Annotated in this window: 14 protein-coding genes and 1 tRNA gene; 9 read left to right on the top strand and 6 right to left on the bottom strand. The window is 69.6% G+C overall.

The genetic code is table 11. The features are described from left to right. Positions 1-138 precede the first annotated feature (138 nt). The 3 genes from ybeY to ML539_RS12320 all read left to right on the top strand — a co-directional run bounded on the left by ybeY (position 139) and on the right by ML539_RS12320 (position 2,523). Positions 139-867, top strand: a complete 729-nt coding sequence (ybeY, locus tag ML539_RS12330) for an rRNA maturation RNase YbeY (RefSeq protein ID WP_243324276.1) — start codon at positions 139-141, stop codon at positions 865-867. Positions 868-952: 85 nt separating this feature from the next. Continuing rightward, positions 953-1,672, top strand: a complete 720-nt coding sequence (locus tag ML539_RS12325) for a hypothetical protein (protein WP_243324265.1) — start codon at positions 953-955, stop codon at positions 1,670-1,672. 119 nt (positions 1,673-1,791) lie between these two features. Further along, positions 1,792-2,523, top strand: coding sequence for a YebC/PmpR family DNA-binding transcriptional regulator (locus ML539_RS12320; RefSeq protein ID WP_243287541.1), 732 nt, complete (start codon positions 1,792-1,794; stop codon positions 2,521-2,523). A 51-nt stretch (positions 2,524-2,574) separates the two neighbouring features. Here ML539_RS12320 and ML539_RS12315 read toward each other — a convergent pair whose 3' ends face one another. Beyond that, complete coding sequence (locus ML539_RS12315) at positions 2,575-4,224, bottom strand: M14 family zinc carboxypeptidase (RefSeq protein ID WP_243324263.1); 1,650 nt, start codon at positions 4,222-4,224, stop codon at positions 2,575-2,577. A gap of 3 nt (positions 4,225-4,227) precedes the next feature. Further along, complete coding sequence (locus ML539_RS12310; RefSeq protein WP_243324261.1) at positions 4,228-4,698, bottom strand: hypothetical protein; 471 nt, start codon at positions 4,696-4,698, stop codon at positions 4,228-4,230. Positions 4,699-4,765: 67 nt separating this feature from the next. Between ML539_RS12310 and ML539_RS12305 the strand changes: the two genes are divergently transcribed. The 4 genes from ML539_RS12305 (at position 4,766) to ML539_RS12290 (ending at position 9,817) form a co-directional block, all read left to right on the top strand. Further along, positions 4,766-5,731: a Gfo/Idh/MocA family oxidoreductase gene (locus ML539_RS12305; RefSeq protein WP_243324260.1), complete on the top strand. Its 966-nt coding sequence runs from the start codon at positions 4,766-4,768 to the stop codon at positions 5,729-5,731. Continuing rightward, positions 5,728-6,684 carry a serine hydrolase domain-containing protein gene (locus tag ML539_RS12300; RefSeq protein WP_243324258.1) on the top strand — a complete coding sequence of 319 codons (957 nt, stop codon included), beginning with the start codon at positions 5,728-5,730 and terminating at the stop codon, positions 6,682-6,684. Before ML539_RS12305 ends, ML539_RS12300 begins: the two co-directional genes overlap by 4 nt. Next, on the top strand, positions 6,681-8,786 hold the full coding sequence (locus ML539_RS12295; protein ID WP_243324256.1) for a SpoIID/LytB domain-containing protein: 2,106 nt from the start codon (positions 6,681-6,683) through the stop codon (positions 8,784-8,786). The genes ML539_RS12300 and ML539_RS12295 overlap by 4 nt, the downstream gene beginning before the upstream one ends. Before the next feature lie 77 nt (positions 8,787-8,863). Then, complete coding sequence (locus ML539_RS12290; protein ID WP_243324255.1) at positions 8,864-9,817, top strand: hypothetical protein; 954 nt, start codon at positions 8,864-8,866, stop codon at positions 9,815-9,817. 29 nt (positions 9,818-9,846) lie between these two features. Here ML539_RS12290 and ML539_RS12285 read toward each other — a convergent pair whose 3' ends face one another. Genes ML539_RS12285 through ML539_RS12275 form a run of 3 tightly spaced genes read right to left on the bottom strand, consistent with a single transcriptional unit; the run spans position 9,847 to position 13,696 of the window. Beyond that, positions 9,847-10,509 carry a DUF2238 domain-containing protein gene (locus ML539_RS12285; protein WP_243324253.1) on the bottom strand — a complete coding sequence of 221 codons (663 nt, stop codon included), beginning with the start codon at positions 10,507-10,509 and terminating at the stop codon, positions 9,847-9,849. Between the two features lie 8 nt (positions 10,510-10,517). Then, a complete protein-coding gene (gene fdhF, locus ML539_RS12280) occupies positions 10,518-13,208 on the bottom strand; it encodes a formate dehydrogenase subunit alpha (protein WP_243324251.1) in 2,691 nt (896 codons plus the stop codon). 56 nt (positions 13,209-13,264) lie between these two features. Then, positions 13,265-13,696 carry a deaminase gene (locus ML539_RS12275; RefSeq protein ID WP_243324249.1) on the bottom strand — a complete coding sequence of 144 codons (432 nt, stop codon included), beginning with the start codon at positions 13,694-13,696 and terminating at the stop codon, positions 13,265-13,267. Between the two features lie 169 nt (positions 13,697-13,865). On the opposite strand from ML539_RS12275, the gene ML539_RS12270 reads away from it, so the two are divergent. Further along, complete coding sequence (locus tag ML539_RS12270; RefSeq protein ID WP_243324247.1) at positions 13,866-14,957, top strand: hypothetical protein; 1,092 nt, start codon at positions 13,866-13,868, stop codon at positions 14,955-14,957. Between the two features lie 97 nt (positions 14,958-15,054). Here ML539_RS12270 and ML539_RS12265 read toward each other — a convergent pair. Next, positions 15,055-15,131, bottom strand: a tRNA-Arg gene (locus ML539_RS12265). Between the two features lie 162 nt (positions 15,132-15,293). Here ML539_RS12265 and ML539_RS12260 point away from each other — a divergent pair. Beyond that, on the top strand, positions 15,294-16,622 hold the full coding sequence (locus ML539_RS12260) for a hypothetical protein (protein WP_243324244.1): 1,329 nt from the start codon (positions 15,294-15,296) through the stop codon (positions 16,620-16,622). Positions 16,623-16,685: the final 63 nt, after the last annotated feature.

Here is a 16,685-nt window from a genome sequence, read left to right as displayed (position 1 = left end):
AGCTTGGCCAACACCCCGGTCTATCATCTGAATGGGGAACATTGATGCATTTCATGCCTCTAGAATGAAAACATTGACGAATGGCTCAATAGCCCCCATGATGTATTCCCTTTGACTGATCTTCCACAGGAGCCGGCCATGACTGATACCAAGCTGCCCTTCCAGATCGATTGGTCGAGCCGGAGCAAAATGCGTGGGCCTGGCGAGCAGTCCCTCGGGAAGCTGCTTCATAGCCTTCGGGATCGGCTTGCCCCAAATGCTCAGGGCGTATCGCTGACTTATGTCGATGATCGCGGCATGAGAAAACTCAACCGAGAACATCGCGGGAAAAACATGACGACGGATGTGCTGAGTTTCCCCTCAAGCGCTGAAAAGGGGGCGTTCCCGCACCTTGGCGACATCGTGATCAGCCTTCCCACTGCCGAGAAAATGGCCAAGAAGTTCGGTGTCAGCCGGCGCCGTGAAGTCGAGACGCTGGTGATCCATGGCTTCCTTCATCTCTGCGGTCACGACCACGAAAAAGACCAGGGCGAGATGATGGCGCTCCAGGCCCAGCTTGAGCGCGACCTGCTCGAAACCGAGCCCCTGTCCATGAGCCTCAAGCGCGGCCGCAAGCCGGGCAGCAAGGTCAAGAAGCTCAAGGACGGCACTCGGGTGGTGGTGACGGGCCGGGCTGCCGCGGCCCTCGTCCGCCGCGAGCGGGTGAAGAAGGAAAAGAAGGTCAAGGTGCGCAAGGTGGCCAAGCCGAAAGAGGCCATCGCAAAGCGCGGCCCCGGCCGGCCCCGCAAGGAGGCCCCGGCGGTTCCCGCGAAGCGCGTGCTCCGCCGTCGCCGGCCAAGCCCTTCCCGGAGCGGCGTCATCGCGTAGCGTCCCAAACCTCTGCATGGAAAATGGGCTTCAGGGCCGATAAAATGGCCCTTTGGCCCGGTTCCGGGCCCCCATCGGAGCCCCTGTGATCAACCTCCTGCTCGGCCTGGGCGCCGCCCTCGCCGTGATCCTGCTGTCCACCTTGCTCAGCATCAAGCTGTGGATCAGCGTGCCCATCGGCATCCTCGCGGGTGCCGGCCTCTTCATCTGGCAGGGCCGCAAGGTCCAGCAGGAGCTCGAAAAGATCTTCACCCGGGCCGGCGACCAGCTGAAGAAGCAGCAGTTCGAGAAGGCCATCGAGATCATGAAGGAGGGCTACCGGTTCTCCTCCAAGCAGTTCCTCGTGAAGGGCAGCATCGACGGCCAGATCGGCGTGGTGCAGTACCTCCGCAAGAAGAACGAGGAGGCCGAACCCCTGCTGGCGTCGGCCTCCATGCAGCACTACATCGCCAAGGCCATGCTGGGCATCCTCCAGTGGAAGCGCGGCGAGAAGAAGAAGGCCAAGGAGACCTTCGCCCTGGCCCTCAAGACCGGCAAGAAGGAGAGCCTGCTCTACGCCGTCTTCGCTTACGTGCTGGTGGAGATGGGCGAGCGCGACAAGGCCATCGAGATCCTCAACCAGGGCCTCGGCGTCTGCAAAGGCGACGAGCGCCTCATCACCAACCGGAACCTGCTGCAGAACGGCAAGGCCCTCAAGATGAAGGTCTATGGCGAGCAGTGGTACCAGTTCATGCTCGAGCGCCCCATGATCCGCCAGGAGGCACCGGCCTTTGCCCGTGTCTCGCGCCGGGCGCTGCGAGGCTGAAGCCTGACGTTGGAATCGCCGCTGCGCGTCGATTTCAACGTATTGAAAAGAATCTTTTCACTCTTCGGCAAACGCGAAGCGGTTGCTGCACGGAACGAACGACTGAAGGAGCCACCCCCATGTCCGGCCACAACAAATGGTCCACCATCAAGCACAAGAAGGGCGCCGCGGACGCCAAGCGCGGCAAGCTCTTCACGAAGATCCTCAAGGAGATCACCGTGGCGGCCCGCCTCGGTGGCGGTGACGTGAACAGCAACCCCCGCCTTCGCCTGGCGGTGGACCAGGCCAAGGGCAGCAACATGCCCAAGGACAACTGGGAGCGCGCCATCAAGAAGGGCACCGGCGAGCTGGAAGGTGTGACCTACGAGGAAGTGGTCTACGAGGCCTACGGTCCCGGTGGCGTGGCGATCCTCGTGGAGGCGATGACCGACAACAAGAACCGCACAACCCCGGAGGTCCGCAGCTACTTCACCAAGTTCGGGGGAGAGCTGGGCGCGCAGGGCTCCGTGGCCTACCTGTTCACCAAAGAGGGCCAGATCGTCGTGGAGCCGGAAGTCTCCGAGGACAAGGTCATGGAAGTGGCCCTGGAAGCCGGCGCCGACGACGTGGCCAACGAGGGCGATGCCTGGGTCATCAAGACCAGCCCCGAGTCCTACCAGGCCGTGAAGGATGCCGTGGACGCCGCCAAGCTCCCCGTCATCGAGGCCAAGATCATCATGGCCCCCAGCACCAGCACCGCCCTCGAAGGCTCCAAGCTCACCAGCTTCCTCAAGCTCGTGGACCTGCTCGAGGACAACGACGACGTGCAGAACGTGTGGCACAACGGCGACTACGAGGAACCCGAGGACTGAGGTCCCAACCGAAGCTGCGTGCAGGCTCGGGGCGCTTTTCGGCGCCCCGAGTCATTCCTGCGCTTGTGGCGCAGGAGAATGCTGGGCTGTCACGAGGCCGGCATCTCCACGTCCCACCGCCAGGATCGGGAACCTGGGCGGCTCGCCCCACATGCCGTTGCCCCGGAGCAGGACCGTGTGGAAGAGGCCCCAGAACACCAGGCTGTCGGTGCTGCGGGGGTCCAGCAGGTAGAAGGCCAGGCGACCGAGGGGCTGGTCCATGGGCACGTAGAGCGCCCGGTCCAGGTCCGTGGGCGTCCAGGGCAACTCCATGGGCTTTGGTACCGTCCCCGCCTTCCAGGCGCCCTGGAGTTCCAGCGTGAAGACGCCTTGGTAGGCCGACGGGGAGAGCTTGCGACCTGTCTCCTCGAATCTGAGGACGGGCAGGGTCCGTGGCCGGGCGCGGCCTTCCAGCACCCTCAGGCCGTGGGCCTCGAGAAGGGGGCGGATCGCGGCGGCGAAGGCCGGGTCCACCAGGTAGCCGGCCGGCACGGGCACGAAGTCCCGCCCCTCGAAGCCCACGAAGCTGGGCAGCACCAGGTGGGTGCGCGACTTTTCGCCCACCAGGCGGCCCTTCGCGTCCCGGATGGGATCCACCCAGTCGAACGGCGCGCGCTCGACCTCTTTCAGCTTCGCGGAAAGCGGGAGGGACACAGATTCCTTCGTCCAGGCCTCGGTCCAGCGGGCCTGGGCCATCCGGATCTCGCCCCGGACCTCGCCGCGATGCTCCGCCATCCAGGCCAGGCAGGCCAGCACGAAGCGTCGCGTGTCGGAGATGCGGTCCGGCCAGGCCCGGTAGACGTAGCTCTCCGAGAGCACCGCCAGGCGGTTGCGCAGGGCCGGGTAGTTGGTCAGCAGCCGGGGGTGGGCATCGTAGGTCTCCCAGGCCGTGGGGGGCTTCTTCGGCGTGGGCTTGTAGGGCACGAAGTTGCCGTAGTCGTAGGTGGGCATGCCCTCGGCCTTCAGGCGCTCACGCACTTCCACCAGCATCTTCCGGTTGAAGGCCAGCAGGCCCTCGTCCGCACCCAGGGTGCAGGCGGGGCCGTGCGTGAGGTGGAAGCCGTGGGTGCTGCCGTTGGTGGTGTGGAGGTCCAGCACCGCCGCCGGGTCGAAGTCGCGGAGCATGGCCAGGAGCCAGCGGGTGTTCGGCGCGGCCGCCTTCATGAGGTCGCGGTTCAGGTCCAGGCCCTGGGCGTTCTCGCGCCGGCCCACGCCGCTCTCCGTGGGGTTGGGCTGCCAGGGCCGGATGGCGGGATCCAGCGCGTCCGTGCCATCGGCATTGTAGGCGGGCATGACCACCAGGTCGAGGTCACGCCGCAGCTCTGGATGCTTGCCCTGGAGCAGCTCGCGGACGATTTGCTGGATGGCCTCCTTGCCCTCCACCTCGCCGGCGTGGATGTTGGCGTTCACGTAGACGCGGAGCGGATCCTTTCCCGTGCCCCTCAGGCGCCAGGCCAGCAGGGGCTGGCCGGTCTCGGTGGCCCGCGGCGCGCCCTTGGGCAGGTAGGACTCCAGGGCCGGGGCCTGCTTCCGCAACGCCTCCATGAAGGCCTGGACCTCTGCCACCGTGGAGGTTCGCCGGAGCTGCGTGCGTTCAGGGACAGTCTCCGGCCACCCGGCGAGGAGGCTCGTCCCCGCCAGGATCCAGACCAGGCGCCGCATGGATCAGCGGGCCGTGAAGGTGGTGTCCGCCGTGGCGGGAATCACCGTGGCCGGGGCCGGGGAACCCCCGAAGAGGCCCTTGTTGTAGACGATGAAGCTCGAGGCCAGGAAGAACATCAAGACCAGCAAGGCGGACCCCCGCTTGCCGGCCGCCAGGGCCTTGGGCGTCATCTCGGACAGGCCCACCAGGACGAGCACCAGCAGGAGCTTGATGTGGAAGTAGTGACCGTGCTTCAGGGGATTCTGGCCGCCCTGGATCATCAGGACCAGGAGCCCGATGCCGGCGACCAGCGCCAGCCGGAAGGACCAGGCCACCACCTTCGCCCAGATCGTCGCGGCCAGGCCCCGGATCTCCTCGCGGCCCTCCTCGAATCCGGAGAGGAGCAGCGCCACCACGGCCGCTCCGCCACCCACGGCCAGAGTCACGAAGTGCAGCCAGCGGACAAGATTCACGGCCTCGAGCTTCAGGTTCATGGTCACCCTCGCGAAGAAGACCCCCAGGGTAGCAGCCCTGCTAGGCTCGATTGGTCAGGAGGCTGTCATGTCCAAGCTGCGCGTCGCCGTCGTCGGTGTGGGACACCTGGGCCAGCACCATGCGAGGATCGCCGCGGCCGCGCCGGACGCCGTGCTGACCGCCGTGGTGGATCCTGATCCGGTCCGGGGCCCGGAGATTGCGGGAAAATTCGGCGCGCCCTGGGCCGCCTCGCTGGATCAGGTGCTCGCGGAGGTGGACGCCGTCCAGATCGCCGCGCCCACGGGCTTCCACCATGCCCTCGGCGCCCAGGCCCTCAAGGCCGGCAAGCACGTCCTGATGGAGAAGCCCCTGGCCGCCTCTCTGGAGGAGGGCGCGGCCCTGCTGACGACCCTGGCCGAGGCCCGGACCGCCCGGCCCGGCCTCGTGGCCCAGGTGGGACACCTGGAGCGATTCAATCCCGCCGTGGCGGCCCTGCGCGACCGAGGCTTCAAGCCCCGCTTTCTGGAGGCCGTGCGCGTCTCGCCCTTCCCGGCCCGCAGCCTGGAGGTGGACGTGATCATGGACGTGATGATCCATGACCTCGACCTGCTGCGCGCCCTGGTGGGGCGTCCTGTGGTGGATGTGGTGGCCGTGGGCGTGCCGGTGCTGACGCCCTACGCCGACCTGGTGAACGCCCGCCTGAAGTTCGAGGGCGGCGCCTTCGCCACCGTCACCGCCAGCCGCGTGGCCCGCAAGAAGGAGCGCACCCTCCGCGCCTTCGGCGACAAGGAGTACGCCAGCCTCGACTTCGCCGCCCAGAAGCTGGAGCTGCTGCGCCTGGTCATGGGCCCGGACGGCCCCGAGGTGCGGCCGGAGACCGCCAGCATCGAGGAGGGCGAGCCCCTCCGCCTGGAGATCGAAGCCTTCCACGCCGCCTGCCTGGGCCGGGGCCAGGAGGGCGTCACCTGGGAGGAAGGCCAGGAGGCCATGCGCGTGGCCGACCAGGTGCAGAAGGCCGTGGCCAAGAGCCTGGCGGAGATCCGGCAAGCGTGAGCGGGTTCTACGACCTCGCCTCCCTCGCCAAGCCCCTGGTGACGGCACCGCTGGCGCTGGCCTTCCTGGATCTGGACGCGGACCGGCGCTGGGCCCTGGGCTTCCAGGACCGCGACACGCCGCTCACGGCGCGGCAGCTGCTGTCACACAGCTCCGGCCTGCCGCCCTGGCGGCCCTTCACGGGCGAGCCCCTGGCCGCCCAGCTGCGGCGCCCCGTGCCGGACCATCCCCTGCTCCGCCCCGCCACGCCGGGACTGGCCACCTACTCGGACCTGAACTACCGCCTGCTGGCGGAGCTGGTGGAGGCCGAGACTCGCGTTTCCTTCCGGAGGCTCGGCGCGACGTCGGGCCTGTCACCCGCCCCCTGGCGTGACGCGCCCATCGAGCTGCCGGACGCCCCCGACGCCGAGGCCTGGCGGCTGGCCACGGATCATCCCCTGCCCCCGCGGGATCCGTGCCTGCCCCAGGACGCCAACGCCCGGGCGGGCATGCCCGGCCACGCTGGGTTCGGCGCCACCGCGCCACAGTTGGAAGCGGCCCTGGCGCGCTGGGTGGCCGCGGGCTGGCCCGAACGCATGGCGGTCGGGACCACCAATGGAGAGAACGGATCCCGCTGGAGCCTGGGCCTCCAGGCGCTCTTCTCGGGCGGAGGCCGGTTCGGACAGTTGCTGTCCAGAATTCCCGCTGATGTGGGCCTCCATGTGATCGAGGATCCGGCGCTGGACATGCCGACCCCGGCGCCGCCCCTCGAACCCGAGCCGGGCCCTCCCTCAGGCTGGTGGTTCCACCTGGGCTACACGGGCCCCGCCCTCTTCTACCGGCCCGCGGACCGGACCTGCCTCGCCCTCCTGCTCCACCGCGGCGGGCCGGCCGGAACGATGCTCGACATGGAGGCGCTGCGGGCCAGGCGCTGGCAGGCCCTCTCCCGTTTCGTGGGACAATGCGGCGGATGAAGCCCTTCCTCGTCCCCGCCCTGGTCCTGCCGCTCGTCTCCGCCCCCGCCGCCCAGCCCCCGCTGAAGATCGGGCTCGACACCCAGGCCACGGAATGGATCGTGTCCCTGGAGGGCGGCGGCCAGATCTGCGACCGCGCGGGGAAGCCGGTCCTGCGGCTGGCGCCGGACGAGAAGGTCCGTATCTGGTGGGACAGCCGGGGGGTCTCGGACCCCACCAGCGAGTACCGCATCCAGGTGGGCCGGCCTCTCGGTGCTGACGACGCCGCGGCCCTGATGGCCCACCTCCGGAAGCTGGGGGAGCCGTCGGATCGCGTGAAGGTGCCGGACGCCGACACCTGGCGTGTGCTGGTGGGGCACTTCCCCGAGGCCGTCAAGGCCGAGCCCCTGCTCCAGAAGCTCCAGGACCTGGGCTTCGAGGAGCTGTGGGTGGCCACGGAATCCCGGAGCGCCCAGCCGCGCAAGGGTCGCGCCCTCTACGCCGTCACCGAGCGCTACGAGCGGCGAGCCCTGCCCCTGGGCGGCGTGTGGCTGAAACCCGCGGGCGAGCTCACCAGCCTCAACGGCAAGGGCCGCTACCGCGGCAAGGTGGAGATCTTCCCCAACGCGCAGGGCCGCCTGACCGTCGTGAACACGCTGGACCTGGAGACCTACCTGCGCGGCGTGGTGCCCAAGGAGATGGGCGCCTGGGAATTCCCCAGCCTGGAAGCGCTGAAGGCCCAGGCCGTGGCTGCCCGCACCTATGCCGTGGCCAACCGCGGCAAGCGCGCGGCGGACGGCTTCGACATGGGCGATACCGTGGCCGACCAGGTCTACGGCGGACGCGACGGCGAGCAGGCCCTCACGGACCGGGCCATCCAGGAGACCGAAGGCCTCTTCGCCACCTATGGCGGCAAGCCCATCCTGGCCCTCTTCATGGCCAACTGCGGCGGCCACACCGTGGACGTGTCCGAGGTCTTCGGCGGCGACGCCCCCTACCTCAAGGCCGCCACCTGCTATCCCGCCAAACCCCTCACCCTGCCCTTTGCCTCCGGCGTGTCCGTGACGACGGAGGCCCAGCAGCCCTGGCTCACCTGGGACCTGCTGAGGCTGGCCGCGGACATCGTGCCGGTGGACTGGCTGAGCGGCGAGCGCCTGGCCCGCCCCGCCACCGCGGACGATCTGGCGGCTCCCGTCCTGGCCCTCCAGCGGCGCCTGGGCCTCGAGCCCGCGCCCCTGTCCCGTCAGCGCCCCCTCATGCTCGCCCTGGCGCGCGCCCTGGGCCTGGAGCAGGTGGTGGCGGGGCAGGAGCGCCCCCAGGACGCGGCCTACTTCCTGCCTTCCGAGTTCCCCGCCGCGGATCGCCTCCTGGCCACCTTCCTCACCCGGCGCGGCCTGGTGCCCGCGGCCGCCTGGGCCGCCCCGGAGCCGCCCACCCTGCGGCAGGCCCTCGCGGCCCTGGGCCGGATCTGGCAGGACCTGGAGCCCCTGGCGCTGGGCGAGGGCAGCCTGCTGATGGACCGCCAGGTCCGGCGGAAGCGGGGCGGCCCCGAGCCCCTGGCCCTCTCGCCCCGGCTGCTCCTCGCGGAGGAGGCGCCGGACGGGAGCCTGCGCCTGGTCCCGAAGGCCGACATCCAGGTGGGGGACCGCCTGAAGTGGATCCCCGACGGCGGACCGGCCGCCGTGCTGGTGCGCCGCCTCGATCCCGACGGCGCCGCCTGGGATCGCTATAGCCCCACGGCCCACTGGCGGGTGGAGTACACCGAGGCGGATCTGCTGGCCCTGGTGCGCAAGCGCATGAAGGTGCCCGGCATCCGCGAGCTCCGGGCCCAGCACAACCAGGAGGGCCGGGTGCTGGACCTGACCCTGGTGGACACCCAGGGTGCGGTCCATCGCGTGCGGGGCATGCACATCCGCGGCCTGCTGGGCCTCAAGGACAACGTCTTCCGGTTCCTCACGCTCGGCCAGGGCACGCAGCGCCGCTGGGTGTTCTACGGGCGCGGCTGGGGCCACGGCGTGGGCCTGTGCCAGACCGGGGCCTACGGCATGGCCCTGGAGGGCGCCACTTTCCAGCAGATCCTCCAGCACTACTACCCCGGGACCGAACTCCGGAAGGTCGATTGATTTTCGACCATGAAATCCCATTCTGGGATTGACGGAATGCCATGGTGACCCCAGGTTAGCCTCCCCGGGAGGTGGTGATGTCCATGGACGCCTGGATCCTCGGCGCGCCGCTGAAAGTGCTGCGGCAGGAGGACCATCCGTACCGGGAGACCACCCTGGCCACCCTGGGGCGTCATGAGCTGGGCCTGAGCCGCCGGCGGTCCGCCCTCGGCCTCCCGGCCTGCGAGATCTTCCTGGACGGCCGGTCCATCTATCTGCCCGGGGCCGCGGCGCCGGACCGCGCCTGGTTCGACCTCTGCCGCGAGCTGGGCTACGAGCCCGCCCGCCACTGGGACTGGGATCCGGCCCTGATCCTCTTCCAGCAGGTGCTGCCGGCCCTCGCCGCGGATTGGCACGAATCGCCCCTGGCCCTCGACGCCCAGGGCCTTCCGGAGGGCGTCCTCAGCCTGGCCAGCCTGCGCCAGACCTTCGCGGAAGCCGTCGCCGACCTCCGCCGGGACAGCCTTGGTCCCGTGGGCGCCAAGGTGGCCGAGACCTTCGAATGGCTGCCCCTCCGTGCTGTCGTCTTCCATGACGATGCCCAGCTTCCCCTGGACTTCGAGGGCGCCGGCGCCTGCGGGCGGGTCTCCCTCTGGCTGGGGATCCACCGGGACCGGGCCGTGGCGCTGGATGGACCCGCTCCCTATGGGCGCGGCCTCCGGCGCTGGGTGGCCGGAGGTTCCGGAGACATCCCGCCCATGGAGGCCTTCCTCCGGGCCGCCGGCCTGGACCCCGAGCCGCCCAAGGGCTTCGAGGCCGCCTTCGACGCCGCCCTCCACCGCCTCTGCCACCAGCTCGAAGGCCCCCTGGACGCCTACCGCCGCACCTATCCCGTGGGCATCCCCTGGCAGCGGGACCACCACGAGCGCCTCCTCGGCCGCACCATCGTCGACCTCCGGCTGGGGGATCCCCCTGTGCTCATCCTGGACGACGGCACCGAAGTGGCCCTGGAGAACAAGCCCCTGCCCTCCTGGGAGCACGGCGGAATCTGAGCTCCGCAGAGGGCGCCGGGAACCCCAGCTCAGGCGCCGGGTTCGGGTGAGGGTTCCGGCATCCGGCGCATCCACCGCACCAGCGCGACCACCAGCATGGTGAGGATGGCCCCGAGGGCGGCGGCCGACATGTCCTTCTGGGCGTCCCAGATGTCCCCCTGGGTGCCGAGGAAGGCGTCGCCCAGCTCCGGGGCGGCGAGCCGGGCCGTGAGGCTCTCGATGATCTCGTAGACGGCGGAGGCCGCCAGCACCACATCCAGCGGCAGGTAGTAGTTCCAGAAGCCCCGGGTTCGGGCCACCCGCATGAACACCTCGCGGACGGGGTAGGCCATCAGCAGGCCGAAGCTGAAGTGGACGATGCGGTCGAAGGGATTCCGCGCCAGGCCCCAGTGGGCCTTCATCCAGAAGCCGAGGGGAACGTTGGCGTAGGTGTAGTGGGCCCCGACCGCATGCAGGGCCAGGAACACGGTGATCAGCAGGTAGCTGAGGTCCGACAGGGGGAAACGACGGCAGGTGCCAGCAAGCCCGATCACCGCGATGACCACCAGCAGGTTCTCCATCCGCCAGTCGCTGGGATAGAGGGGCCGGATGGCCGTCACGATCCAGACGAGGGCGTAGAGCAGGCAGAGGACCTGGAGGACCCGGTTCTCGCGGAAGGGGCGCGGGTTCGGCTGGGCGGCATGGCTGAGCATGCCCCAGGTTACCGGACCTTCGAGTCGGCGGTAGGGTGCAGACTCACCGCCGTGACCTTGTATTCCGGCGTCCCCGTGACCGCGTCTCGGCCCGGGCCCGTGGCCAGGTTCACGTAGGCGGCCACTGCGTGGAAGGTGGCGAAGGGCTCGCCCCGCCGCACCCGGTCCGTGGGGCGGACGCGAAGGGTGAAGGCCCCATGGCGGCTCCGCACCTGCACCGGATCCCCCGCCGAAAGCCCCAGCTCCGCGGCGTCGTCGGGGTGGAGTTCCAGCTCATCGTCCGCCCGAAGCTCGTGGTTCCGGGTCCGCCCCGTCATGGTGGCGGCATTGAAGTGGAACAGGCTGCGGCCCGTGTTCAGCAGGAAGGGGAACTCGCGGTCCGGAGCCTCCGGCGAAGGGGTCCATGCCAGGGGGCGGAAGGAGGCGCGGCCTTCGGGGAAGGACCCCGCGTGAAGCACCGGCGTGCCGGGGTGGTCCTCGGCCGGGCAGGGCCACTGGAGACCTCCTTCACGGTCCAGCCGCGCATGGCTGATCCCCGTGATGGCCGGCCAGACCTGGCGCGCCTCCTCCCACACGGCCGCCGCATCTGGATGCGCGAACTGCGGAGCGGCGCCCAGCCGTTCCGCCAGGGCGGCCAGGATCGCCTGGTCCGTGCGGCTGTTCCCCTTCGGCGGCAGTACCCGGCGGACCCGCTGGACGCGCCGTTCCCCGTTCATGAAGGTGCCCTCCTTCTCGAAGGGGCTGGCGGCGGGCAGGAAGACCGTGCCGAAGGCCTTGGCCGTCTCCGTGAGGAAGAGGTCCACCACGATGAGGGCCTCCAGCCCATTCAGGTTCTCGGCGGTCTCCCGCGCCCCGGGATGGCTCAGCAGCGGGTCATAGCCGATCACCAGCAGGGCCCTCAGCCGACCCTCCCCCGCTGCGTCGATCATCTGCAGGGCGTTGAGACCCGGCGCCTGCGGCAGGTCGGCGCCCCAGACCTGCGCGTGGACTTCCTTCGCCTGCTCCAGCTTCTGGTAGCCCGTCAGGCGGGAGGGCTCGCAGCCCATCTGGGCGCTGCCCTGGACGTTGTTCTGGCCCCGCAGGGGGTTGACCCCGCCACCTGGAATGCCCACGTTCCCCGTGAGCAGCGCGAGGTGGGCTAGGGCCGCCACCCCATCCGTGCCCTGCCGGTGCTCGGTGACGCCCAGGCCGTGGAAGATCATGGCGGGTCTGGCAGTGGCGTACAGCCTGGCCGCGCGCCGGATGGCCTCCGGCTCGATCCCGCACAGAGCGCCCGCCCGCTCCGGAGTCCACGCACGAAGCGAATCGGCGTAGGCCTCCAGGTTGCGGGTGCGGGCCCCCAGGAAGGCCATGTCCGCGAGGCCCTCGAGAAGGATCACGTTCGCCATGGCCTGCAGGAGGGGCAGGTTCGTGCCGGGCCGCGGGGCCAGATGGTGCGTGGCCATCGCGGCCAGCTCGGTGCGGCGGGGATCGATCACGATGAGCGGCACGTCCGTCCGCGCGCGCTGGCGGATGCGGGCGCCGACGATGGGGTGGTTCTCCGTGGGATTGGCGCCCACCACCATCAGCAGGCCGGCCCGCTCGATGTCGGCATAGCTGTTGGTGGCCGCCCCCGTGCCGAAGGCCTGGCCCAGGCCCGCGGCGCTGGGGGCGTGGCAGACGCGGGCGCAGCAGTCCACGTTGTGGGTGCCCAGCGCCACGCGCGCGAACTTCTGCGCCAGATAGTTCTCCTCGTTGGTGGCGCGGCTGGAGGCCAGCACGCCCACGGCTTCCGGCCCGCCCGAGGCCTGCGCGGCCCGGAGCGCGGAGGCGGCGGCCTCCAGCGCCTCCTCCCAGCTCACGGTCTCCCAGACGCCGTGGCGTCGGAGCATGGGCTCGGTGATCCGGTCCGGCGCCTCGTTGAAGCCCCAGCCGTAGCGCCCCTTCACGCAGAGGTGCCCCCGGCTCACCGGCGAGGCGATCACCGGGCGGACCTCGGTGATGCGTCCCTCCGCCACGCCCACGTCCAGCTCGCAGCCGGTGCCGCAGTAGGGGCAGGTGGTGCGCACCCAGTGGTCCGGAAGCCCCGCGGCCAGGCGGGAGACATCCTCGATGGCCCCCGTGGGGCAGGTGTCGGCGCAGGCGCCGCAGCTCACGCAGGCGCTCTCCCGCAGGCCGGGCGACAGTTCCGGCGCCAAGGCCAGGTCCCCGCCGCGCCCCGTGAACGTCCAGATGTTCTGCCCCTGCACCTCGTCGCAGATTCGCACGCATCGGCCGCAGGCCACGCACCAGGACAGGTCCACGTCCAGGTAGGGATGCTCCGGATGCCTCGCCCCGGGCCTGCGCGCGCCCGATGGCGCCACGCCATAGGCGTCCAGCAGCTTCCGGAAGGGCTTCCCCGCCAGGCGCGCCGGGTCCTCCACGGGGATGCGCCCGGCCAGGCGCGCCAGCATGGCCCGGCGGAAATCCTCCAGGGCGGGCGTGTGGGTCTCCACCACCATGCCTTCCTCGGCCAGGGTGGCGCAGGCGCAGGGCGGGCGGTCGCGGCCTTCCACCTCGACCTCGCACAGCCGGCAGCTGGAGGCTGGCTTCAGCCGCGGGTCCGAACAGAGGGTGGGGATCTCAATGCCGTGTTGCCGACAGGCCTCCAGCAGCGTGGTCCCCGGCTGCGTCGCGACGTCGCGGCCATTCACCCGCAGGCGGATGGGGGTTCCGGTCACCAGCTTGTCTCCTGAAGGAAGGGGCGCTCAGCAGTATGCGCCGCCTGCCCTGGAGTTCAAGGCTGGCCGTGCTGTTCCCACTTCACGCCGAAGTGTTCGAGGATGTGCTGGCGCTCGACGCGTTCCTGCTCGGCGATGCTCGCGTAGGGATGGCGGAACACCACCCGGCGCACGCCGCGACGCACCAGGGCGCGGCAGCAGGTGAGACAGGGCTCGTGGGTGACGTAGGCCGTGGCCACGGGGCCGTCGCAGAACCCCAGGGCGTTCTCCTCCGCGTGGCTGGTATGCAGGCATCGCTGGCCTGGCTTGCAGGTGTCCGGCGTGCAATGCGGCATGCCGGGCAGCGCCCCGTTGAAGCCCGCCGCCGCGATGCCGCCATCGCCCCGCAGCAGGACCGCGCCCACCTGCAGGCGGCAGCAGGTTCCCAGGCGGCTCAGTTCCAGTGCCATGTTCATGAAGACTTCATCCTTCAGCCGGGATCGCGTCACGTCAGCCCCTCGGGAAACCTCCATCATCGCAAGAAGTGCGGGATACCGGGGCCTGTCTGGGTCTCTCAACAGATCTGAAGGTCTTTGGAATAAATCGTGCGCTCCGTCACAGGGAGATGGGTTTGACTGAAGTCGCGAATGGGCATAATAAAATATAGGCAGGTAATTTATGAGACTCCGCCTTCTGACACTCTTTGCCACGCTGGCCCTCTGCGGCCCCGTTCCCCTGGACGCCCAGGCCCGGGCTTCGGCCCAGGGCTGGGATCCCGCCCGCGCGACGGGAGGATGGGCCTTCCAGGAAGTCGACGGCTCGCTGGTCTTCTTCGACCCGCCCACCCGCTCCCTGCGTTCCTGGATGAAGGGGAACGGCCTCCTGTCCACGCTCCAGGTCACCCTTCCCGAAGTCAGGAAAGTCGCCGCGGCGCCGAAACCGGCGCCGGTCGAGAGCGGCCGCGCCGCCACCGACTATGACGCGGCCGGCGCCCTCCTCTACGGAATTCCGCAGCGCCAGCGGCCCCACGCCGCGTCCACGAAGCCGGCCCCGCAACCGGCCCCGGAGACCGCCTGCGAGGCCGTGCCCGAGCGCTGGGTCATCGACTCCTACAGCCGGACCTGGATGGCCTGCGACGGCCGCCTGGTCATCCTCAACAAGGACGGCCAGATCGAGAACGCCTTGGCGGTTCCCGCCGCCATCGAGGACATGGCCGTGGGCCGCGAGGGCATCCTCGTCCTCTACCGGACCCTGAAGCCCTACCTCGAGAAGCGCGACCTGAGGACCGGCGCGGTGCTCTGGTCCTACGGCGACCGATCCCAGGTGAGGGATGCCGCGGCCCAGCCGCTGCTGGTCCCGCTCAACCGCATGGCTCTGGGAACGGACGGGACGGTGTACCTCGCGGAGGGCGCCAGCCTGGCCTTCACGGTCCTCGATCCCGCCCGGGGCCCCAAGGAGCCCGGCCAGACCTTCTTCACCTGCCACGAGGCCCTGCCCGGCCGCGCCTTGCTGGGCTCTGTGGGCCGCGGCCCCATGCTGTCCTGGGCGGGCAAGGACGTGATCTTCAGCGTCTTCACGCCCAGCCAGATCAAGTCCTGCGGCGCCCCCGAATCCAAGGGCCTCGTGCTCGCCCGCTTCGACCTGCTCAACGGCGCCCTGGAGTGGATCCCGACCGAGCTGCCCGAGGGACACCGGCTGGTGGGCCTCCTCGATCACGAGGCCGTCTTCCTGGCCCCCGGCGGAGGGCTGGCCTACGCCCCCATCCGGTGATCGGGCAGGGCTTCCGCCGCCGTCCTGACATTCGAGCAGAAGCTCCACAGGTGCTTCTGCTCACTTTCGGAATGCCCTGGGCGGGCCCTGGCAAGAATGGTGGCCCCGATGCGATTCGAACGCACGACCTGCTCCTTAGGAGGGAGCTGCTCTATCCAGCTGAGCTACGGGACCCACGCGGGTTTGCGAGGCTCCCAGTCTAGCAGTTGTGCCCATGTTGTGGCGCCCCACTCCCCGGGCTGACGCCATGGCGGCACCCGGGTCTCCCGACGCAGACGGAGGCATGGAGGGATTCGGGGTAGGCTCATCCCATACCCCCGACTCACAGGACCTCCCGTGCCGCGCGCCAAGATCCCTTTCCTCGCCTTGATCCTGCTGTTCGGATGCCCGGTAGGGCTCGCCGCGCAGGCGACCCGGGCAATCCCCGGCAAGCCGGTCCAGAACAAGCCGGTTCCGACGGAGCTCATCACGACACCCTGGATCCTTGGGGCGGAGACTGCCGATCACTGGACGGGACTGCTGCCTACGGTGAACGCGCCGAAACCGCGCGCCCGGGCCTACCCGGGGCAGCACCTGACCCTGGCCATCGGGGCCCGGGGTTCGGACCGCGACGTGCTGCTGAAGGAGGGGACCTATGCCTTCACCGTGACGTTCGGGGGTTCCGCGACGACCTTCAACGGCCTCCATCCGTCGCAGATCCGGGGCATCAAAGCCGAAGGGGCCGACTTCGCCAAGTACGTGATGGAGCAGGCCAAGCTCGAAACGAAGGGCCTGGAAGATGCCTTGTCCATGGTGAGCCTCGCGCTCTTCGACCTTGACTGGCCGGTTCCCGCCGAGGCCAGGGACGGTGACGCGATCATCCAAGGCACCGTGACCACCCCGGGGGGGAAGGTCACGCAGCTCAAAGCCGCCCATCTGGAGATCTGGTCCTCCGACCGGGCGGTCAAGGAGGGGGCCTTCCGGGACCAGGAGGAGGCCGGCGCGTGGACGATGACGTACTACCAGGCTCCAGAACCCTTCCGCCTCCTGCACGCGTTGAGGCTGTCCAAGGATGACAAATCCGGCCCGCGGCCCAACGTGATCACGTTCTACGTCCAGGTCCTGAAGTCCTCCCCGCTGGCCGCGCAGGACCTGATGCGGCGGCTCTCCCGCGAGGACCGCGTCACGCGCATCTATGCCCTTCTCCTGCTGAGTGAGGCCGGCTACGACTTGTCTTCCTGCCTCACGACCCTCCCCGTGGAGGACCACCAGGCCTTCCAGCATGTGCGGACCCAGGCGGTGAGCCTCCCGGACCCGTACGATTTCAGCGTCAACCTGGACGACCCGTACCAGATCACCACCCGCATGGACATGCTGTGGAGCATCTTCCTCGCCACGGGGGACCAGAAGCCCGTCCGCGCCATCGCGGACACCCTGGCCTGGCGGGAGGAAGGCAAGGCGGTCCTGGACCTGCGCAGATCCGGAAAGAAGATCGAGGGCATCACGCCGGGTCTCCTTCATGGGCTGGCCTATGGGGCGGGCGGCTGGTCCCTCGGCTCCTTCGTGCGGAACCATGGGCTCGTGGCGGACTTCGTGGAGGCCTGGAAGCGGGATCCGAAGATACCTGCCGTCATCAAAGAGGAGCTGGGGACGCTGATCACCAATGAGGCGTTCAAGCCCAAGTAGCCTCCGCGGGTTCCAGAGACCTGGACGCGGCGGGAGCTCCCCCGGCACAGGTGCCCGGACCAA

The sequence above is a fragment of the Geothrix sp. SG200 genome, from assembly GCF_022808935.1.
Classification (GTDB): Bacteria; Acidobacteriota; Holophagae; order Holophagales; family Holophagaceae; genus Geothrix; species Geothrix alkalitolerans.
This window is presented reverse-complemented; position numbering and strand designations above follow the sequence as displayed.